Origin of the sequence: Streptomyces sp. NBC_00102 (assembly GCF_026343115.1) — a bacterium.
In the GTDB taxonomy this organism is placed as follows: domain Bacteria; phylum Actinomycetota; class Actinomycetes; order Streptomycetales; family Streptomycetaceae; genus Streptomyces.
In genome coordinates this window covers 201,936-220,073 of record NZ_JAPEMC010000001.1, presented here as the reverse complement: position 1 = coordinate 220,073, position 18,138 = coordinate 201,936, and the positions used below count along the sequence as shown (strand labels likewise).

Sequence of the window (18,138 nt, the reverse complement as noted above, 5' to 3'; positions counted from 1 at the left end):
GCTCTACGGGCGGTCGACTGCTTCTGTCTGCAACGGCGTTGCAGGACCTGCACACGCGGTTGCCGGCGGGGCCAGGGTGGTGCCGAAGCCGCGGCGGGCTTTCAGCAGCCCTTCCTCCACCAGGGGGCGAAGGGCATTACTCACCGTGCGGGTGCCGATGTGGAACTCTGCGGCGAGATCAGCGGTCAGAGGTGTGTCCGGGGGGATGGCTCCGTCCGCAATGCGAGCTCGCACTGCCTCGGCGATGCGCGGTCCCAACCTGCTCGTGAGCGGAGGGCCCCCGCCGGGGATGAAGGTCCCGCCCGGCGCGACGCAGAGGCGTCCCTGCGCCAGCAGGTATTTCATGACTGGGTTGAGCGTGCTCGCGGGCACGGAGTACCGGAACCGAATCGCAGCCCGGGTCGGGAACTGGCTGCCTGGCGGGTAGGTCTCGTGGTCGTCGAGCAGGGCGATCAGCTTGTCGTACAGCTTCCGGCCGGGGGTGCCCGGGGCCGGAACCGCCGGGACCGCTGTCGCCACCCGGGGCGTGGGAGTGTTCACGAATCGTGCCTTCCGGAGACCCTGCCGGAACTGCGGGGGTGGATGGCTGTCGCTCCCACGGGGAGTCGACTCCCTTCACGGCGACTCCGGCGTAGGCGCCGGCGAAGTGCGAGGGAAGGGCGCGGTGGGAGTGGCTGCGGTGCCACTTGTGGGTGGGCACGATGCCGGGATCGAGGAGCGCCCAGTTGCCGAAGTACGTCGCGATGGTGTCCTGGGTGCGGGGACGGTAGGTGATGTCGGCGTCCGGGTTGCGGTCGGCCGCGTCGCGTACGAGCGGCGTCAGCGTGGACGGCATGGTGGGTGGCATGTCGGCGGCATGCGTGATGGAGAGCCGGCTGCCGGCAGGCGCCCAGTCCCGCAGGACTTGCATCGCGTCCGTGGCCTGCGGATTAGGGATCCAGGGCAGAACGTCGTGCACCAGGGCGGCGACCGGGCGGGTGAGGTCCAGTCGGCCGTTGATCTCGTCGGAGGCCAGCAGGGTGGCCATGTCGCGCAGGTCTCCCTGAACGAACGCGACACCTCTGTGCGCGGTGGCGATGCGCCGATGGGCGATCACTACCGGGTCGACGTCCACGTAGATCATCGTGGCGTCCGGCCGGACGCGGAGGACCGCGGCGTGCACGTCCGGCCACATCGTGCGGCGGGGCATCTGCGGCAGACCGCACCCCAGGTCGAGGACCTGGTCGACGCCGTGCTGCGCCAACGTCCCCGCGATCCTGGCGTTGTGGTCCATGTTGATGCTCGCGGCGGCCTTGGCCTGGTTGATGTCATCCGTCGCAAGGCCCTGGAACACCTGCTGGTCGGCGGGGTAGTGGTCCGCCCCGTTCGTCAGCCAGTTGTAGAGCCGGGCGCTCGTGGGAACCACGTGCCAGTCGTCCGAGACTCGTGGGATCGGCGTGGCGGGGGCCCAGTCCGTCCCGTACTCACGGCGGTTGCTCTCGGCGTGATCGCCGTTCGCGTTCTGGTCCATGGTGGTCAGGCCTCCGAGGGAGCGGGCGGTGCGGCGGAGACGACGCCCAGAGCTGCTGCGAGCGTGAGTGCGTCATCGACGTCCAGCAGGTCCACGACCACCTCGTTCCGGCTGTTCCGCCGACAGCGACGGCAGACCGGATCCAGCGTCGCGAGCAGCTGTCGCCCGGTCGTCGTGCACAGGAGTTCCTGGAGCATGTCGGCGAAGCGCTGGTGGTCGCCCAGGTCGCCCCTGTCGTCAAGATCGAGGTCCGTCAACGCCAGAGCGTCGCCGCCGAGCCGCCGGTAGAGGCGCAGAGAATCGTGCAGGGTGAGCGGGGCGAGTTCGATCACACGGGTGCGGACCGTCACGTCTCGGGTGATCTCGGCTCGGTCCAGGGCTCGGTGGAGCTGGAGGGCTGCGTTCTGGAGCGGGGTGAGGCCGGTTTCGACCAGCCGGCCGAGGGCCCGCATGTCCTCGGCCGTCGGCAGCTCGATCAAGAGCATCGGGCCCGGGTCGAGCCACGCCGTCTCCACGAGCTCCACCTTGTTGGCGATGATCCCCTGGCCCTGGAGGGCTCCCTGCACGTCGCCCAGGGTCCAGGGGTGGGCGTCCGAGGGCATCAGCCGAACCTGGCAGCCGCCGGGCGGAATGCCCTGGGTCACCTCGGTGTAGGTGCCGCCGAACCGGAGCGCCGCGACCAGCTCTCCGGCCGCGTCGGCCACAGCCTCCCTCTCAGCTTTGCCGTCGAAGGTGGTGCGGGCCGTGGGATGCAACGTCATCGAATCTTCCTGCCTGACGAGATATGAGGATCGGTCTGCCTGCTCACCGGCCGGAACGGGCGCGGTGAGCGGGATGTTGAACGGGCCGGCCGAGCAGCGCCTGAGGGGTACGGCCGGGACGCGGGCAGGCGTCGCCTCGTTGCCTGCGTGGGGAGGGAGTGCCGGTCACGTTTCCTGCAGTCCGTCACCGGCAGGAGGCCCGGGTCTGTTCCGCGCGGTGCGGAGGTGCGCGGATTTGGTCAGGCGCCGGCGGTCGCCAGCGCGTGGGTGGCACTTGCGGCGCTCGCGCGGATCTGGTGGAACCGCTGGTGGCGCTCGTCGTCCTGGGTCTCGGCGGTCCGCCAGGCTCCGTTCCTGCTCGACTTCATCGGGTGCCCTTCTGAGGTGCGGCCGTCTCCGAGCGGACGGCGTCGGCGGCGCGTGCCAAGGCGCGGACGAGGCGAGCGATGTTCTGCGCTCGTCTGGCCACGCCCCGCGTGGTGTGAACAGGGGGTCGCTGGTCGAGCCGGCGGGATGCTTCGCCCAGTACGGCCGTGGCGGTGGGCCTGGACTGCGAGGCCGGCGACAGCGTCCGGTAGTCGAGTTCGAGGCGTGCGGCGAGGTTCCGCGCGTGGGCCGTGAGCTGGTCGAGCAAGTCCGCGGCGATGTCGGTGTCCGGCCGGTCGGCGGCCGGGCCCGAGAGGTCCCAGGCGAGCACCCGGTCGACGACCGTCCGGATGCCGTCCGCGGCGAGCTGGGCGGCGCGAGCGGCGGGCGGCCGCGGTGCGAGGCGCTGGGGCACGGGCCAGGCGGGCATCACGCGACACCCGCCAGGGGCAGCAACTCGCGGACAGCGGCCCCGAGGCAGGCCGAGCGCCATACCTGCGCCGCGACCGTCGTCGGGTCCTCCGCCAGGGCGGTGACCGCTGCCGTGCGCAGAAGTGCGAGTACATCGGGGTGGTGCGCATGCTGTTCCGCGACAATCGGGATGAGGTGATGCGCGGCCGTGGCCAGGGCCCCGAAGATCTCGCTGCGCTCCCGGGGGAAGGAGAAGCTCCGTGTCGCCCACCGTGCCCGGCTTCTGCGGCACATTTCCTTGATGCCGGTCCCGCTGAGGTCCGTGCGTGGCAGAGCCAGCGGCTCCAACCGCCCGAGCAGACCGCTCAGCTCGGGAGGGGCCGTCACGGTCACGGGCAAGGTGGCGAGCACGACCGGGCGCGCCCCGCGTTCCACGAGGATGAACTCGCTCTCGCGCAGCAAGCGGACGGCCCTGGCGACGGCATTCTGGTCGGACACCAGGGCAACGGCCAGCTTCGCCCGCGCGGGCAGCTGGGACATGGGCGGGTACACGCCGGCCCGGATCAGCGTGATCACCCAGTCGGCGATCTCCGTCGGTCGGTCGAGGAGCCTGGTGCTGGTCGCGGGCTCGTCGGCGCGCGCACTCATGTCGCCGCCTTGGGGGTGGGGCGATGCGGAGCGATGATCTGCCCGTTTGGCAGCAGCTCGCCGGTGTCCTCGAAACACAAGGCACCGTTGCACCGCAGGCCCCACCCCTGCTCGGGTCGATAGACGACCAGGCGGGCCGCCTCATGGGCGGGAGACTCGGCAACAGGACAGGGCGGTTGATGCGGACACATGGGAATCCCCGGGGATAAGGATGGTCGGGAAGCGGTGTGGCGGAAGGGAAGCTGGAGGGGATTCCCCGCTGACTCGCGCTCCGTGAGGGTGGAGTCGATGGCGCCGGAGGAGGAGATCGGAGCGGTGTTGAGCCGCAGGCGATCCTCCCGGCGACCGGGGTTCTGTGCCCTCCGGCAGACGCAGAATGGTTCCCGGAGGGCGCCCGTCGGCGACAAGCAAGGGTGAGGGACGGCGCACGACTATGCGTCGCGGTGAGTGTCGGCCGTACCACTCAGACGCTGGCCGTACCAGTGAGGCTCGTCTACCGACGCTTCCGCAACCGACAGGGAACGGGGAGTTCCGGCCATCGCCGCTCGCTCCTCCGTGCTCACCATCCGCACCCCATCGAAGAGGCGAAGTTCCCAGAAAGACAACTCCCTCTCCGAGAAAACTGACTTGGCTCCGCGATCCGCTTCCACGGGTCAGAGCTCCCTGACGCCAACGAGAACGCGACCGAGCAGCTTCGGGTCGGCACGGAGGCGTCCGCGCTCGGTCGCGGGCGGACTACCCATCGACTGTTCCCGGCTCTCACGCGCAGAGGACAAACTGACCTCGGCCCACACCACCTTGCCCGGGAGGCCCCGGGCAAGGTGGTGGCCCCAGCGGTTGCTCACCGCGGCAACGATGAGGATTCCTCGCCCGCTCGTCGCCTCCACCCCGGGCTCCGTCAACACGGGCGGCCTCGCGTCGTGGTCCCACACAGACACCCGAACGGCGTCACGATCGATCTCCAACGCCAACTCGAAGGTCTGCACGTCGAACTCCGAGGAGTAGATGGATACCTCGTCGCCCGCCTCCTTCGGGTGCCGTACCGCGTTCGTGGTCAGCTCCGAAACGATGAGCTTTACCGTCTCGACGATCTCGGCCGGCACTCCCCAGCGGGAGAGGACGTTGGTCGTGTGGAGCCGCGCCAGCCCAACGGCGTTGGGTGTGTCGGCCAGCTTGAGGGTGTCTCGCGGGGGTAGTGCCTCGGACATGGTGCCTCCCGAGTCAGGAGAGGAGCGCGGGGTGCCGCTGGCTCTCGCTTCGTGTGGGGAATCGCCTGACCCCGGTTCGACGGCTGAGCTGCTGAGCTGCCGTTCCGGAGTCGTTTCGGTCCCGGGCCCTTTGGGTCGACGTCGGTTGAGTGCCGCCGTCCCGTCCGTGTCAGAGCTGGGTACGTCCATAAGGGAACCGCTGCGATGCCCTGGTCAGAAGGGTGCATGCAGGATGTCTTCGACCACGCAGGTTGGCACGGTTGTATAGGGAGTGCAGGTATGACGAACACATGGCATGGCCGCGAGCGGCGCGCATCGGCGGGACGGTTCGCTGGTCGTCGTTTCGTGGTGACGGGGGGCTCCAGAGGGTTGGGCGAGCACGTGGTGCGCCTGCTCCTGTCCGAAGGCGCGAAGGTCGCCACGTGCGCCCGCAGGCCTGAGCACTTGGAGACGCTCCGCAGCTCGCTGGACGCCCCGGCTGATCTGTTCGTCCGGGCCCTGGACGTGTCCGTGCCGGCGCTGCTGGACCGGTTCGTGGAGGACGCAGTCTCAACGCTGGGTGGAATGGACGGTGTTGTCGCATGTGCGGGAGGGGCGCAGGGGCGGGGGATCGCCGAGGCGTCCGCCGAGGACTGGGCGGCTACCTGGAGGATGAACGTCGGCTACGTCGCCCGGCTGGTCTCGACAAGTAGTCCGCACCTTCGAGAGGCGGGAGGCGGATCGATCGTCGTAGTGGCCTCGGTCTCCGGATGGAAGCCTGGACCGCAGGCTCAGTACGGTTCGGCGAAGGCGGCCCAGATCCACATGGTGGCGTCCCTGGCCAGAGAGCTGGCTCCCGACGGCATCCGCGTGAACGCGGTCTCGCCGGGATCGATGCTCATCCCGGGCAAGCGGTGGGACCGGATGCGCTGCGAAGACCCGCTGGCCTTCGAGCGGTTCAGCGCGGAGTTTCCCGGGGGCGAGCTGGTACAGCCAGAAGAAGTGGCAGATGTGATCGCGTTCTTGCTCTCTGACCAGTCCCGAGCAGTGACTGGGATCAACCTGCCTGTCGACAAGGGCCAGAACGCACCGACGCCGGATGGTTACTGACGGGAGTCGTCAGGCCGCTGTGCCGAGTATCGGCCTCGCTTTCCGCTCGAAGTCACGGACGACGGCTTCACCTCGATGAGGGGCGAGCCGCGCGCGGAAGTCGCGTAGCGCCTGGACAGACCGCTCGCTGTGGACGCCGGCGAGTAGATCGACGGCATTACTCGCGGTTCTGACTGCCTCGTCCAACCTGTTCTGCTGGAGGAATGCGGTCGCGAGCACCGAGCGGCTGATGGCCTGCCGACGTCGCCGATCGTTGTTCGCCACGACGGACGCCAGGGCGAGGCGCTCGGCCTGCCCTGCTTCACCGAGGTCACGGTGGACCAGCGCCGCCTCGGCTTCAAGATAGTGGTGATCCAGGAAGCGGACCCACGGCGATTCTTCCTCGGGCCCCCGGCTGGTCTCCAGCCCCTTGCTGGCTGCCAGGAGTGACGACGTGGCCCGCTGAGAATCGCCCAGGACGGCGTATCCGCGGGCAGCCATGGCGTGCAGGCGCATCAGCCCGAGCGGGCTGCCCGCGGACTTGGCCGTCGCGATGCCTGTTCTCGCAAGAGCGACTCCTTCGGCGGGGTTGCCGAGGCTTGTGGCGAGGTGCGACATGCCGGCCAGGATCTGCCCGCCGAGCACGCGGTCGCCGCCCTCGGCACACAGCCTCAGCGCCTGAATCATGTAGCGCTCCGCGAGTCCGTAGTCGGCGGAGTCGTACGAGCACCAGCCGGCCATCGCCGCCAACTTCGCGGCCGAGGTGTAGAGAAGCCGACGTTGGTTTGAGGGCATGTTGCGCTGCTGGAGCATGGGGGAGAGTTCGGTACTGAGGTAGTGCACGATGCTTGCTCGAACCCCACCACCGCCGAACCGGTTGTCCATCTCGTCGAACATCTGGATCATCGCCTGGACCTGCTCGACGGGGCCGCTGTCAGCGACCACGGCGAGACGAGGTGCCTGCTCGTCCTCCAAGAGCCACAGCATCCAATGCCGTTGAGGATCGACGAGGGCAGCCGCGACGTACGGCACAGTGCCGAGGAGGCTGCGCCGCGAGATGTCCGTCGACCCGAGTTCCGCGAGCGTATGAAGTGTTTCACCCACGTCTTCACGGTACGTCAAGGCCCGTGCGACCACGGGACGCTGGGACTGCTCGGCGAAGCCGACGTCCACAGGTGAGACGAGGCGGCCTAAGAACCCGGACAGGGCTGCGGCGATGAACTCGGGGGCGCGGCCTCGCGGGATCATCCCTTGTTGTAGCCATCGGGACACCGATGCCTTGTCATAACGGGATACCTCACCCTGGAGCGCACCCAGTTCGTTGACCTTGCGCGCCAAGGCGGCGTGCGAGCAGCCGGCCTCCTCCAGCACTGCCGCGAGCGCGGCGTTGGCCTCGCCGCTCTTCTTCGAACTGCTCATGTGCTGATGATGCCTTGTGGATCACTCTGCGTCCCATTCTTCGGACACAGAGCCATGGAAGTGCAACCTCCGTACAACCGAACAACCCCGTCACTCCCTCCTCCCGAGCCGTGCCAACACTGACACTGAAGGGGCTGTCGGGCCCACGGGCCTTCCCGGCGACGAAGCCGCTGGAGAGCCACCGAGCCCTCGGCACTGGAGGGAGAACCATGCAGCCTGTAGTGATCTTGGACTGCTTCACCGTCGAGCCGAGCGGTCTCGGCGTACCGCCCTACTTGTCGACCTACGTTCGTAACGCTTGGTCGGCACTGCGGAGGGCCAGGCCGGACGCCGACGTCCGTTACGTGACCATCGACGACGTGCGCTGGTGCCTGGCCGGAGGCGAGCCCACTGTCGAACCACCCCTGAGCGACCGGCTCACCTACTCCACCACCGTCAACCGAGACAACGCTGTTCAGCTCCTGCGCGACGCCGAGATCGTGCTCGTCATCGCCGGAGACGCGGTTCCGTCCGTCCATCTCCACGCGGTGAACGGATCGTTCGAGGAGGTCGCCCGCGCGCTCGCCTGTGCGCGGGGCCGCCGGTACCTGCTCGGCCCGCTGTCCACCTACGCCGTGGACTCGCCCGCGCAGTACGCCGGTTTGTTCGACGCCGTCCACACCCACACCGTGACGTCCGGTGACCTGCTGCTCGGCAGTCGGCGTCCTGCCGACTACGAGCAGATGCGACGCGAACGTGATTCGTTCGTCGGCCTCGTCGACCAAATGCCCTGGCGTTCCATCGCCGAGCTGGAGCTGTACCGCGGCTGCACCCGTCGTAAGTTCTGCGACTTCTGCAACGAGCCGGCCAAGTCTCCCCTCGTGGCCTTTCGCGAGGTCGACGACGTCATGGAGGAGGCGGCTCAGCTCTACGCCGCCGGCATCCGCAACTTCCGACTCGGCCAGCAGACCTGCTTCTTCTCCTACCGACATCGGGACGAGGACGCGATCCGCGCCCTGCTCAGCGGCATCCGTGAGCGCTGCCCCGAGCTGGAGGTGCTCCACATCGACAATGCCGACCCGCTGGCTGTCGCTGCCCCCGTCGGCTTGCGCATCGCCAAGCTGGTGGCGGACTTCTGCACCGAAGGTAACTGTGCACCGATGGGCATCGAGAGCTTCGACCCGGCCGTCATCGAGCGCAACACCCTCACCTGCACCCCCGAAATCCTGGTGCGCGCCGTCGAGAACGTGAACACGGCGGGTGCCGCTCGCGGACCCGGTGGTCTGCCGATGCTCCTCCCGGGCCTGAACCTGATCTATGGCCTTCCCGGGGAGACCCACGGCACCCACGTGGCGAACCTGCGCGGTCTGGCCAGGATTTTCGACGCCGGCCTGCTGTGCCACCGGACGAACGTGCGTCAGGCGAGGGCGTTCCCCGGTACCCCGCTCGCCGCACTCGGTGAGCAGGAGCCGTTGCCTTCCGCCGAGCACTTCGCGTCGTGGAAGGCGGACATCGACCACACCTGGGATCAGCCGATGAAGCAGCGGGTGTACCCGACCGGCCTCCGTGTGCCCGGCCTCCACTCCTACTTCGTCAGTGCAGAGGGCACGTACTGGCGGCGGCTGGGCTCGTACTCCATCCAGGTCGTCGAGCGAGGCACGGTGGTGCCGCTCGGCACCACCGGTGACCTCGTGGTGACCGGCCACTCGCCGCGCATGATCTTCGGAGAACGCGTTGCATCTGCTTCCTGACGGGACGCTCGCGACGCTGGAGGCCCTGGACGCGGTGGCGGTCCGCACCGTCCGCGCGGGTCTGCTGCTGCCCTGGGCCAACGTCGCCGTGGAGACCGAGCTGCCCCGCCTCGGCCTGCGCCACACGATCTTTCACCACGCGCGGCTCGTGCCCGCGTCCCGGGCGACGGCGATCGACGCCTCTTTCTGGCACGGGCTGCGCGAGGCATCGGCCCGGGCGCTGGACTCCTTGTCGCACGTTCCGCTCGATACGGTGATGTTGGCGTGCACGTCGGCCGGTTTCACCGGCGGCCCGCCGCTGCCGAGCGGCACGGTCACCGCCTTCGACGCCCTCCTACGGGCACTGACCGAGGCGGCCGTGACGCGTATGGTCCTTGCCACGCCCTACCCGCGCCCGGTGACCGAAGCCGAAGCCGAAGCGTTCACCGAGGCCGGCATGGAGGTCCTGGCCCACGCGAGTATGGGCCTGACCGACGGGTACCCCGACGTCACCCCCGATCAGGTGCTGGCCCTGGTGGAGCGGCTGCCTCAAGCTGCCCTCGACGCGGCTGGAGCCATCGTCCTGTCGTGTACGGGGTGGCACACCCTCTCAGTGATCGCCGAGCTGGAGCGCCGGTTCGGGAAGCCCGTGCTCTCGTCGAATCTCGCCATGGCGCTGCTGGCCGCCCGAATTCCTGCTGGAGTCGGTCCATGACGATCGAACGCGTGAAGCCGAAAGCAATCGAGATCCGTCGCGTCCACCGACTCGTTGCCCGTGCCGCCGGCCTGCCGGACGTGCGAGCCGAGGTGGAGGCCAATCACGACGAGAACCGCTGGTGGCCGACGACGATCAGTGACCCGCGTGTACGGATGCTCGCCGCCGGCTGGTCCACCCGGGTCTCCTACCGGATGGTCGACACGTACGCCGGAGTGATTAAGTCTGCGGAGACCCACGGCTTCGACGACCTCGTCGCGAGCACGGACGCCGAATTGGCCTCGCTGGTGCGCTCCATCGGCCTGCCTCAGGCCCGGATCGACTACATGCGCTCTCTGGCCGAACTCCTCCAGTGCTGGGAGAAGGAGGGGATCGATCCGACGGCCGAGTCGGCGGATCTCGACGCCCTGGTCCTCGACTTCGCCACCCGGGTGCGAGGTGCGTCCTTCAAAGTCGCCCAGTGCGCACTGCTCACCGCCCGCGGGTACCACTGCGGCATCATCCCGGTGGATTCCGGCATGGTCGCCAAACTGGCGCCTGCTCTGGGCATCAAGCTCCAGTCGGGCGCCGTCGCCCACGAGCGTATGCGGTACGTACTAGAAGCGGTTGTTCACGCTCGCCCGGCCGAATTCCGCTCTCTGGTCACCGCGAACGAGCACCAGGTCACCATTCCGCACGGCGTGGAGCCGACGTGGTGGGTGCACCTGGTCCTGATCTACTTCAAGCGCCTGTATCTCAACGGGCCCTCCCCGCGGCTCTGTCGCCGGCGGCCGGTCTGCACGAAGATCGTCGGCTGCGCGCACCCGACCTGGAAGGTCTGACCTATGGGGGAGAGCGCATGGACCGGCTCGACGTGATCGGAAACATTAGCCGGGACCTGACCCGCTACCCCGACCACCGGGGCGGGGCCCGGCTCGGCGGTGCGGCCCTGTTCGTGTCGCTGGCGGCGACGAAGGCCGGCCGCCGAGCGACTCCCGTCTGCGTCCTCGGGAACGATCTCGCCCACCTACCCGAGGCGCCCGGCCTCGACGCGCTCGACTGGTCGGCATGGCGTCCGGCCGACGGTATGTCAACGGCCTTCGACCTTGAGTACGACCTGCAGGGCGAACTGGTGCAGGTGCACACGGACTACGGCGTGGCAGCGGCTCTGACCGAACACGCGCTGGAGCACGTGCGTGCGCACCCGCGCGCTACTTTTCACGTCTGCTGCCGTCGCCCGCTGAACGTTGAGGCCGTACTCGGCCAACTCGTGCAGATCTCAGCCCGGTTCAGCGTGGACTTCTTCCTGCCCAGTGCGGAGGTGATGATCCGCGCCGCCTCACCTTGGCTGCCGTCGGCGACCACCCTGTTCGTCAACGCCGCCGAGTACCGCCTCCTGGACCGCGCGGTCGACTGCGGCACGCTGTCGGAAGTGGTCGTCACCGACGGCCCCCGGGCCGCTGTCGTTCACGCGTTCGGGCGGCAGGTAGCCTCCGCCGTTCCGCCACCGCAAACTGCCTTCGAGGTCTCCGGTGCCGGAGACACCCTCGCCGGCACCTATCTGGCCCACCGTTCGCGCGGCGCAACCACCACCAAGGCTCTGGCGGAGGCGACAGCAGCCGCAGCCAGGTACGTCGCGGCCCCTTACCTCCCGATCCCCGCGCCGCGTCGCGGCTGACCTACCGACTGGAGGACCTCCACCCGTGCCCTTCTACGTAGCTCACCGGCTTTTCGCCGCCCACGACCGTGCCCTCGCTGCCGATCTCGCCGATCGCCTCGCCATAAAAGTCGGTCCCGATCGCGTCTTCCTGCCGTTCTGCGACACCGACGAGGAGGACCTCGTCGCCGAGGTCAAGGGACGCCGCCTGTTCGAGCTGGACCGCGACCGCCTCGGACACCTTGACGCCATGATCGCCATCCTGCACGGCCCGAGCCTCGACGACGGGGTCTGCATGGAGATCGGGTACGCCATCGCCTCCGGCGTTCCCGTCGTCGTGCTCACCACCGACTTCCAGACCTACTCGATGACCGAGGCCGGCACCCGCCTCGAATTTCCCGACCCTATCCTCCAGGCCGTGGCCACCCGCATCGTGCGCGTGGCCACACTCGGACCGTCGCCGCTCCCGTCGGTCCCCGGCCAGTCCCGGTTCAAAGGCTTCCAGGCCCGCAACGCGGCCCAGACGAGCACGGCCATCGACACGGCCATCGACACCCTGCTCGACCTTCCGGGTCGCGTGCCCCTTCCGACAGCGTCCCCAGTGATCCCCGGTGCTGCCGTATACGTCGAGCCGTCGCCGTACCTGTCCCGGCGCATGGGCCACCTGGCCGAGAGCCTGGCGGGCGGCGGTCACACTGTGGTGGAGCCCCAGCGCTTCACGGCTCCTGACCCGATCGCAGGAGCCTTGGCCGACCTGGCTGCCGTTCGTGCAGCCGCGCGGTTGCTGGTCGACGTCTCCGGCCCCGAGACACCGCCCGGCGCCGCCCTGCTCATCGGCGCGGCGCTGGCCAGCGGCGTACGGGTGGCTGCTTTTCAGTCGTACCCGGCGTTCACGCACGCTCACGGCCGCGAGCCCAACTGGCGGAATCTCATGATCCAGTACGCCGTCGACGCTCGCCTCAGCAGCGACGAGGCTGCTCTGTCCTGGCTGGTCGCATGAACCTCGACGAGATCGTCGGCTACCAGACCGTCGTCCTGGAGGGCTGTGACGGGGTCGGCAAGAGCACACTCGGCAAGCGCCTCTCGACGCGTCACGGCTTCACCGTGGTCCACTCTCCGAGGACACCCGACCATCTCAACCTGGCCAGCCGCTACAGAACCATCCTGGACGGGACCGGAAGGATCCTCTTCGACCGGTGCTTCATCAGCGAGTTGGTGTACGGCCCGCTTCACCGCGGACGCTCTCGGATCAACTGGTCCGAAGCAATCGATCTGGCCGAGAGCGTGATCCGGCGTTCCGGCGTGCTCGTCCACCTGACCGCCCCGCCCGCCGTCATTCACCAGCGACTTCTGGCACGCGATGGAGAGGCGACAAGCCTGGAGGAGATCACCGCACTGGTGACGGGCTACGAGCGGGTCTTCTCCACCCTCGCCGACTACACCCGCGTGCTCACTCTCGACACCTCGCTTCGCGATCTCCCTTCGGCAGGGTGACGGGCCGACGAAACCAGCCCGTCGGGCACAGCGCTCCCGCTACGCTTCTGGGGCATCTGCTGTACCACCGCTGGAGGAGCCTTGCAGATCAGAGACGCCCAGAAACTCGCCTGGGAGAACAAGGAACTCAAGGGGTTCAACACCACCGACGTAGCCCTGGAGTTCGGCCTCCTGAACGCGGAGACCGCCGAAGCCTTCACTGCTTGGCGCAAAGGGCTGCCCGATCTTGCGGAGGAGCTGGCCGACGTCTTCCTCTACCTGACGGCCGTGGCGCAGATGAACGGCGTGGACCTGGACTCCGCGGTCACCCGGAAGATCGAGAAGAACACAGGCCGTACGTATGAGCGGAACGAGCACGGGGCTTTGATCCGTACGAGCGCTTCGTAGACGATCCGGTGGTCCCGTGCGAACGAGTGCGGGCTGACCGACCCGGATATACGAACCGGCGGAATGCCCGTCAGCCGATGAGTCAACGACGCTGTGTTTGGGCCGAGTTCCCCGCGGGCCCGCGCGTCCTCCGTGACGGTCAGGGCGGCCTGCGCGCGCTCCTGCGCGGTCGGCCCCGGGCCGCCGACGCTGTTCGTCGCGAGCGCGATGAGTCCCCGACTGCTGCCGCGACCAGCACGCCCTCGGCGATCACGCCGCGCTCCTGTCTCCCGTGGCGCGCGAGCCTGGCAGCTGGTCACAAAGGGCGAAGGAAACTGCGTGGGGCGAATTCAGTTAACACCAGGCGGAGTTGGCGCGACACTGCGTAAGCTCGGCCTCGCGTGACGCAGGTGCCATTGGCGTCCGGCCTTTCCCACCCCATGCACCCATCCGGGTGTGGGGCCGTGCGAAAGATCGGAATTTGAATGGCCAACCATGCGAAGCGTGATGGAGAAAAAGGGGGTGGCCCTGGTCGCTGGTGGATCCTGCTGATCCAAATCGGACTCAGCATCTGGAACCACATGTCCTAGCGACCAGGCCACCGCAGGTGGGCGTCCGATCCTATGCTTCCGAGGCGGGGTCGGGCGTCTCACCGGCTTCTGGAGCACTGGACCTGGTGTACAGATTCCGGTGTGGTCAACGTAGCGCACTGAGCAGTGCGCGCGACACATAAAACTTGATTCCGTGACAGCCTGCCGAGGCGCCGGCGGGCTCGCCCCGGTATCCGGAGGGGTCTGAGTCCGGCCACCGACGCCGGAGACGGCCCCGCCCATTCATCGGGCGGAGCCGTCTCGCGCGGCGATATCGCCTGCTGGTCGGGCGAGCAGTCGGTGCGGAGCAGTCACCTGGGGAGAGGCGTCTGCCACCGGCTGCTTGCGGGACGCGTTAGAACACGCCGTTCGTGTGGGGCAATTCGGCGGGGATCGGGGCGATGACGTCCCAGTGCTCCACGATCTTGCCCGCCGCGACGCGGAACAGGTCGTAGTAGGCGACGGGCACGCCGAACTCGCCCTCGGACCGCACCAGTACGAAGTCTCCCTCGCCGATGACCTTGTGGATCTTCCTGTAGACGAGGTTCTTGCCCTGCTCCGCCCACTTGGCCGCCGCCGCGCCGAAGCCGTCGAGTCCGTCGCCGGCCTCGGTGTTGTGCTGGAGGTACGTCTCCGTCGAGATGTAGTCGGTCAGAACCGAGTAGTCGGCGCCGGCCAGAACCTTCTCGGCGAACTCGGCGACCAGGGCTCGGTTGGCCTCGGTGTTGCGGTCTCGCCGACGCCGCCGACGCGTACCCGTGGCAGCTCTCCGGGGGCATGCAGCAGCGGGTCGCCATCGTGCGCGCCCTGGCCTACGAACCCGATGTCCTGCTGATGGACGAGCCGTTCGCGGCCGTCGACGCACAGACCCCTGCCGATCTGGAGGACCTGGTACGCCGGTTGTGGGAAGAGCGCGGGATGACCATCCTGTTCGTCACCCACGACATCGACGAGGCCGTCTACCTCGGCGAACGTGTGGTCGTGCTCTCCGCTTCGCCTACCGTCGTCCAGGAGCAACTCGTCGTCGACCTTCCCCGAGAACGCGACCAACTGCGCACACGTGTGGACCCCCGTTTCGCTGAACTGCGTACGCACGTGTACGAGCAGATCCAGGCAGCCAAGCAGCAGGCCGGCGCCGCGACTGAGAAGACAGTGGAGCCCAAGACGCCGTGAGCGCGTGACACCGCTACTGCCCGCGCACCTTCCGAAGGCGCGCGGGCAGTGCTGCGTGCGTGAGCTGTTCATACCCTGGGAAGCCGCGCGCCGCCGTGCCGCGCAAGGAACGGCCCACCCTGGCGCCCAGTTGCGGTTCACCGACGCCGACGGCCCCCGGCTCACCGCGTTCGCCACCAACACCACCGACCTCCCCATCGCCACACTCGAACTGCGGCACCGCCAACGCGCACGTGCCGAGGACCGTATCCGTGCCGCCCGCGCCACCGGCCTGCGCAACCTGCCCCTGCACGACACCGCGCAGAACCAGATCTGGCTGGAGATCGTCCAGATCGCCCTCCATCTGATGGCCTGGCTGCCCGTGCTCGCCCTGCCCGCAAAACCCGCAGGTGGGAGCCCCGTCGACTCCGGCTCCGCCTCTTCTCCGCCGCCGCCCAGCTCGTCACGACCGCCCGTCGCCGGTACCTGCGATTCGCACGCGACTGGGCCTGGACCGACGTGATAACCGAAGCCGTCGCCCTACTCGAAGCTCTCCCGAACCCCGGCTGACCAGCCTGCCCCCGCCCCTGCGAGCAGCACCACCCCGGCCGGAGCCGTAGAACTCGGCGCCACCCGACGCGACAGCCGGGCCATCAACGTGCCCACCACCAGCCCGAACAACCGAAGCGGGCCACAGAGAACGACGGACCGTCACGAAGAACCGGGGTTAGCCACCTTGGCCGCGGCCTCACGTGCGATCAGCGCGTTCGCGGCGACCATCTCCCGAGTCCTCTCCTTCAGCGCCTCAGCCGCGCGAACCCGCCGTCGCAGCTCCGGAGCATCCGGACCGGGGCCGTCGTGTCGATGCCCTCGATCGACTGGCGGGTCCCACCCCTGCGCAGCCTCGGCGGGGACCCGAAGCGCACTGATCCCGGCGCCCCTGGCCCGCAGCCGCTCAAAGCGACGCCCTTGATCAGTCGACAACTTGGTTTCTATCGAGCCAAGTCAAGTCACTCACCGAAGTTCGGCTGAACCCGATCTACTTGCTGTGTGGGAAGAAATGGCCATGAGTTCCTGATTAATCGGGGGAATCGCTCACGGCAGACAGGAAAGAACGGCTAGAGACTGGAACCTTGGCCGTAGGCATGTCAATGTACAACACCCCGGAGAGCGACAGATCCTCACTCCTGCAAGGGGTGCTGATCTCGTACCGACTGAATACCTGATCGCGTCCCGAAACGGAGATGCGTCAAGCTCATCTGGGGTGGCGTGAAACATAGCCGACGATCCCCGGTTAGCCAAACCGGGGATCGTCAGGACCATTCAGGTGTTCGCGCTCGACTGTGCTTGGCGGTGGAGTCGTCGTGGCTACGGGCTGTCTGTCTCGGCCCGTTCACTTTTTTCCCTTCACTGGAAGAGCTCCATGCCTGCACGATCGCTGCTCGCTCCCTCAGCTGTGCCTGACCCCGCCGGCGCTGGCCGCGCTTGCTTCCTCAACGTAAAGCAAGCCGCCGCGTACCTCGGCATATCACCGCACACCCTCTATGTCTGGCGGCATCGACGACAGGGCCCGCCGAGCTTTCGTATGGGCCCTCGTGGTCGCGTCATGTATCGGCGAACAGCGCTTGACGCCTGGATCCATGACCAGGAACGCGCGGACTCTCGCTCCAACCCTGCTTTGAACCCGCTCGGCGAAGCTCCGCAGCGACGTCGGAACCCCGGTGCTTGACGCATCGAACGTTGTCGCCTGCGTTCGTACCCTCCTGAAAGGAGACATATTTGGCTGGCTACATCGAGGATCGGTGGCTTAAGAAGAAGAAGGATCCGGTCACCGGGAGAAGGGAGAAGACCGCTCGCTACGGTAAAGGAAAGCGATACAAGGCCGCCGGTATACCGGGGGTGCGAGACCGATCCTTTGATGTGGTGGAGGACGCCAAGGCGTGGCTTCGCCGGGCAGCTACGGACGAAGAGCGAGGCGAGTTCGTAGACCCGCGCGATGGGTCCATAACGCTGGCCGAGTACATCGAGGCGCACTGGGCGCCAGGGCGCGGAGGTGCTCCGAAGACCCAGGACGGTCAGGAGCGGAGAGCGCGTCTCCATATCGTCCCGCACCTGGGCCAGCTTCCGCTCAAGAGCATCGCCGCATCGGATCTGCGCACGCTCATAACCAAGTTGGAGTCGACAGTCTCGTCAGTCGACTACCAGCGCGGCATCCTGTCCGAACTTTCCTCCATCCTGGAAGCGGCTGTCGACGACAAGCGCCTCGCACGCAACCCGATGCACGCTAAATCTGTGCGGTGGCCCAAGTCGCCCCGGGAGCAGCGCCACGCGTGGCCGATGGATACGGCACTGCGAGTACGCGATGCCATCAACGAGCGGAACAGAATCGCCGTCGTAGTCGGCCTGGGGTGCGGACTCCGACAGGGCGAGGTGTTCGGGCTCAGTCCGGAGGACATCGACTGCGAACGTGGCCTGCTTCACGTTCGGCGTCAAGTGCAGGCAATTCGCGGAAGGTTGTACTTCACCCTGCCGAAGGGGAAGAAGGTCCGCACGGTGGACATGCCCCCCTCGGTAGCTGAGGAACTGAAGCGTCACATCGGGGCGTTCCCGCCGGTAGAGGTCGAGTTGCCGTGGGGGAAGCCGGACGGGGAGCGGAAAAAGTTCTCCCTGCTGCTTACCACGCGCTACGGCAACGCCGTCGCGGTGAACACCTGGAATACCTACATCTGGAAGCCCGCCCTGGCCAAGGCGGGCGTGATCCCGCCACGTGCCGAGGGGGCGAAAGCCTGGCAGTGGGCGGCGGCCCCGAAGGACGGTTTCCACGTGCTTCGGCACACCTACGCCTCGATCATTTTGGAAGCCGGGGAGTCCGTCGTGACCCTGGCTCGGTGGCTCGGGCACTCCTCGCCGGCGATCACCCTCGGTTACTATGCTCACTTCATGCCGGAAGCTGGCAGCAAGGGGCGCGGCGCTATCGACGGTCTGCTGGGGAGCGGCGCGCCTGCCGAAACTCCCCAGATTCTCCCCAGCGCTGTTGACCCGTGATTCCTGCTTCTAAGCCCCGGAGAAGTAGTCCGTGGATTGC

Annotated in this window: 19 protein-coding genes and 3 pseudogenes; 12 read left to right on the top strand and 10 right to left on the bottom strand. The window is 67.9% G+C overall.

Annotation, left to right across the window (positions count from 1 at the left end; genetic code table 11):
• Positions 1-3 precede the first annotated feature (3 nt).
• The 8 genes from OHA55_RS36555 to OHA55_RS00965 all read right to left on the bottom strand — a co-directional run bounded on the left by OHA55_RS36555 (position 4) and on the right by OHA55_RS00965 (position 4,904).
• Complete coding sequence (locus tag OHA55_RS36555) at positions 4-234, bottom strand: GntR family transcriptional regulator (RefSeq protein ID WP_353963490.1); 231 nt, start codon at positions 232-234, stop codon at positions 4-6.
• Positions 179-1,510, bottom strand: coding sequence for an SAM-dependent methyltransferase (locus tag OHA55_RS00995; RefSeq protein WP_266701844.1), 1,332 nt, complete (start codon positions 1,508-1,510; stop codon positions 179-181). The genes OHA55_RS36555 and OHA55_RS00995 overlap by 56 nt, the downstream gene beginning before the upstream one ends.
• Positions 1,511-1,515: 5 nt before the next feature.
• Complete coding sequence (locus tag OHA55_RS00990) at positions 1,516-2,271, bottom strand: hypothetical protein (RefSeq protein WP_266701842.1); 756 nt, start codon at positions 2,269-2,271, stop codon at positions 1,516-1,518.
• Positions 2,272-2,510: 239 nt separating this feature from the next.
• Positions 2,511-2,639 carry a hypothetical protein gene (locus OHA55_RS00985; RefSeq protein ID WP_266701840.1) on the bottom strand — a complete coding sequence of 43 codons (129 nt, stop codon included), beginning with the start codon at positions 2,637-2,639 and terminating at the stop codon, positions 2,511-2,513.
• On the bottom strand, positions 2,636-3,067 hold the full coding sequence (locus OHA55_RS00980) for a DUF6415 family natural product biosynthesis protein (protein ID WP_266701838.1): 432 nt from the start codon (positions 3,065-3,067) through the stop codon (positions 2,636-2,638). The genes OHA55_RS00985 and OHA55_RS00980 overlap by 4 nt, the downstream gene beginning before the upstream one ends.
• A complete protein-coding gene (locus tag OHA55_RS00975) occupies positions 3,067-3,696 on the bottom strand; it encodes a hypothetical protein (protein ID WP_266701836.1) in 630 nt (209 codons plus the stop codon). Before OHA55_RS00975 ends, OHA55_RS00980 begins: the two co-directional genes overlap by 1 nt.
• Positions 3,693-3,887: a DUF5999 family protein gene (locus OHA55_RS00970; protein ID WP_266701834.1), complete on the bottom strand. Its 195-nt coding sequence runs from the start codon at positions 3,885-3,887 to the stop codon at positions 3,693-3,695. Before OHA55_RS00970 ends, OHA55_RS00975 begins: the two co-directional genes overlap by 4 nt.
• Positions 3,888-4,349: 462 nt before the next feature.
• Positions 4,350-4,904 carry an ATP-binding protein gene (locus tag OHA55_RS00965; protein ID WP_266701832.1) on the bottom strand — a complete coding sequence of 185 codons (555 nt, stop codon included), beginning with the start codon at positions 4,902-4,904 and terminating at the stop codon, positions 4,350-4,352.
• A 279-nt stretch (positions 4,905-5,183) separates the two neighbouring features.
• On the opposite strand from OHA55_RS00965, the gene OHA55_RS00960 reads away from it, so the two are divergent.
• Positions 5,184-5,993: an SDR family NAD(P)-dependent oxidoreductase gene (locus OHA55_RS00960; protein WP_266701831.1), complete on the top strand. Its 810-nt coding sequence runs from the start codon at positions 5,184-5,186 to the stop codon at positions 5,991-5,993.
• Positions 5,994-6,002: 9 nt separating this feature from the next.
• Here OHA55_RS00960 and OHA55_RS00955 read toward each other — a convergent pair whose 3' ends face one another.
• On the bottom strand, positions 6,003-7,391 hold the full coding sequence (locus tag OHA55_RS00955) for a hypothetical protein (protein WP_266701829.1): 1,389 nt from the start codon (positions 7,389-7,391) through the stop codon (positions 6,003-6,005).
• Positions 7,392-7,600: 209 nt separating this feature from the next.
• Between OHA55_RS00955 and OHA55_RS00950 the strand changes: the two genes are divergently transcribed.
• The 7 genes from OHA55_RS00950 to OHA55_RS00920 all read left to right on the top strand — a co-directional run bounded on the left by OHA55_RS00950 (position 7,601) and on the right by OHA55_RS00920 (position 13,332).
• Entirely contained in the window at positions 7,601-9,121 is a 1,521-nt protein-coding gene (locus OHA55_RS00950; protein ID WP_266701827.1) for a radical SAM protein, read from the top strand.
• Positions 9,105-9,815 carry a hypothetical protein gene (locus OHA55_RS00945; RefSeq protein WP_266701825.1) on the top strand — a complete coding sequence of 237 codons (711 nt, stop codon included), beginning with the start codon at positions 9,105-9,107 and terminating at the stop codon, positions 9,813-9,815. The genes OHA55_RS00950 and OHA55_RS00945 overlap by 17 nt, the downstream gene beginning before the upstream one ends.
• A gap of 11 nt (positions 9,816-9,826) precedes the next feature.
• A complete protein-coding gene (locus OHA55_RS00940) occupies positions 9,827-10,636 on the top strand; it encodes a hypothetical protein (protein WP_266701823.1) in 810 nt (269 codons plus the stop codon).
• Positions 10,637-10,653: 17 nt separating this feature from the next.
• Positions 10,654-11,472, top strand: coding sequence for a PfkB family carbohydrate kinase (locus tag OHA55_RS00935; protein WP_266701821.1), 819 nt, complete (start codon positions 10,654-10,656; stop codon positions 11,470-11,472).
• Positions 11,473-11,497: 25 nt separating this feature from the next.
• The gene (locus tag OHA55_RS00930; protein ID WP_266701819.1) at positions 11,498-12,451 is read left to right on the top strand and encodes a nucleoside 2-deoxyribosyltransferase; all 954 of its coding nucleotides are present in this window, start codon (positions 11,498-11,500) and stop codon (positions 12,449-12,451) included.
• Positions 12,448-12,945, top strand: a complete 498-nt coding sequence (locus tag OHA55_RS00925) for a hypothetical protein (RefSeq protein ID WP_266701817.1) — start codon at positions 12,448-12,450, stop codon at positions 12,943-12,945. The genes OHA55_RS00930 and OHA55_RS00925 overlap by 4 nt, the downstream gene beginning before the upstream one ends.
• Before the next feature lie 81 nt (positions 12,946-13,026).
• Positions 13,027-13,332: a MazG nucleotide pyrophosphohydrolase domain-containing protein gene (locus OHA55_RS00920; RefSeq protein WP_266701815.1), complete on the top strand. Its 306-nt coding sequence runs from the start codon at positions 13,027-13,029 to the stop codon at positions 13,330-13,332.
• 924 nt (positions 13,333-14,256) lie between these two features.
• Here the strand turns inward: OHA55_RS00920 and OHA55_RS00915 are convergent.
• Positions 14,257-14,625, bottom strand: a pseudogene (locus tag OHA55_RS00915) (nuclear transport factor 2 family protein); the annotation flags it as partial.
• A gap of 5 nt (positions 14,626-14,630) precedes the next feature.
• Here OHA55_RS00915 and OHA55_RS00910 point away from each other — a divergent pair.
• The 4 genes and pseudogenes from OHA55_RS00910 to OHA55_RS00895 all read left to right on the top strand — a co-directional run.
• Positions 14,631-15,074, top strand: a pseudogene (locus OHA55_RS00910) (ABC transporter ATP-binding protein); the annotation flags it as partial.
• Positions 15,075-15,189: 115 nt separating this feature from the next.
• Positions 15,190-15,623: pseudogene (locus OHA55_RS00905) on the top strand (transposase); the annotation flags it as partial.
• 853 nt (positions 15,624-16,476) lie between these two features.
• Entirely contained in the window at positions 16,477-16,782 is a 306-nt protein-coding gene (locus tag OHA55_RS00900) for an AlpA family transcriptional regulator (protein WP_266710375.1), read from the top strand.
• A gap of 50 nt (positions 16,783-16,832) precedes the next feature.
• Positions 16,833-18,098, top strand: a complete 1,266-nt coding sequence (locus OHA55_RS00895; protein WP_266701813.1) for a tyrosine-type recombinase/integrase — start codon at positions 16,833-16,835, stop codon at positions 18,096-18,098.
• The last annotated feature ends 40 nt before the right edge of the window (positions 18,099-18,138 follow it).